Here is a 1,045-nt window from a genome sequence, read left to right on the forward strand (position 1 = left end):
ATGCGAATCAAGAGTTGGGTTTAACAGCCAACTATTTATTAACGAGATACTTATATGTAGATAGTGGGGTAAAAGTTTTCCCAGAAACATAAAAAGTAGTAAGATTGGGTTCTCACATCTAATCAAATTACTTTTATGGACTGGGAAACAGAACTAATAACGCTATACTTCTTGGTATCACAAAATGCGGAGAACATATTTTCAGAAAGTATGCGGATGAGTCCGAATTCAGAGCCTGAATTTACTGATGCTGAACTCATGACGATTTACCTATATTGTACCAAAGAAGGGTATCAAAAGAAAACACAAATGCACAAATATGTAAAAAAACATTTGCTTTCATGGTTTCCTAAACTGCCGACTTATCAGGCATTCAGTTATCGTTTAAACTTGTTGGAAAGTGCATTTCGGTCTTTGAGCAATGAATTATTAGATGCCCTGCCCGAGGTAGATTGGCTTTATGAGGGGCGTAGGAAGGAAGCTGTAACGGATTCTCTGCCAATCATGCTCTCTAAAGGCAATGGCTGTGAAAATGCCAAAATTGCTCGAAATATGGCAGATAAAGGTTTGTGTAGCACTAAAAATGTCTGGTATCATGGTATTAAACTCCATTTACTTGGCTGGATTATTCCACACAAAATGCCGCAACCCGCAGCCATTGTGCTTTCTGCCGCCTCCGAACATGACGGAACGGTTTTCTTTCAGCAAATGGCTCCTCTAAATCCTAATATTGTTGTATATGCTGATAAAGCATACGACTTCCCACAGAGTGTTATAGAAGTCAAAAATGAATATAATTTAGAACTTATTGCTATTCATAAAAGGCAAAAAGGTGAACCCAAAAACGATGCTTTTTGGAATTACTTTAATACTATGGTCAGTAGAATAAGGCAACCTATTGAATCGGCTTTCAATTGGCTTATTGAACATACTGACATTCAAAATGCCGCTAAATGCCGTTCTGATAAGGGTACTTTGTTACATATTTTTGGTAAAATCGCTACCGCTTTGTGCATTTACATCTTTTTCAACTCTTGATTCGCAT

General features: G+C 37.3%; 1 protein-coding gene. It reads left to right on the plus strand.

The annotated features are described in order from the left end of the window. Positions 1-135: 135 nt before the first annotated feature. Entirely contained in the window at positions 136-1,038 is a 903-nt protein-coding gene (locus P1X15_RS32460) for a transposase (RefSeq protein ID WP_277342261.1), read from the plus strand. The last annotated feature ends 7 nt before the right edge of the window (positions 1,039-1,045 follow it).

Source organism: Runella sp. MFBS21, from assembly GCF_029433105.1.
In the GTDB taxonomy this organism is placed as follows: Bacteria; Bacteroidota; Bacteroidia; order Cytophagales; family Spirosomataceae; genus Runella.

Excerpts from the sequence above, each read along its gene's own strand:
- P1X15_RS32460 (WP_277342261.1), top strand. The coding sequence starts at position 136 with ATGGACTGGGAAACAGAACTAATAACGCTATACTTCTTGGTATCACAA.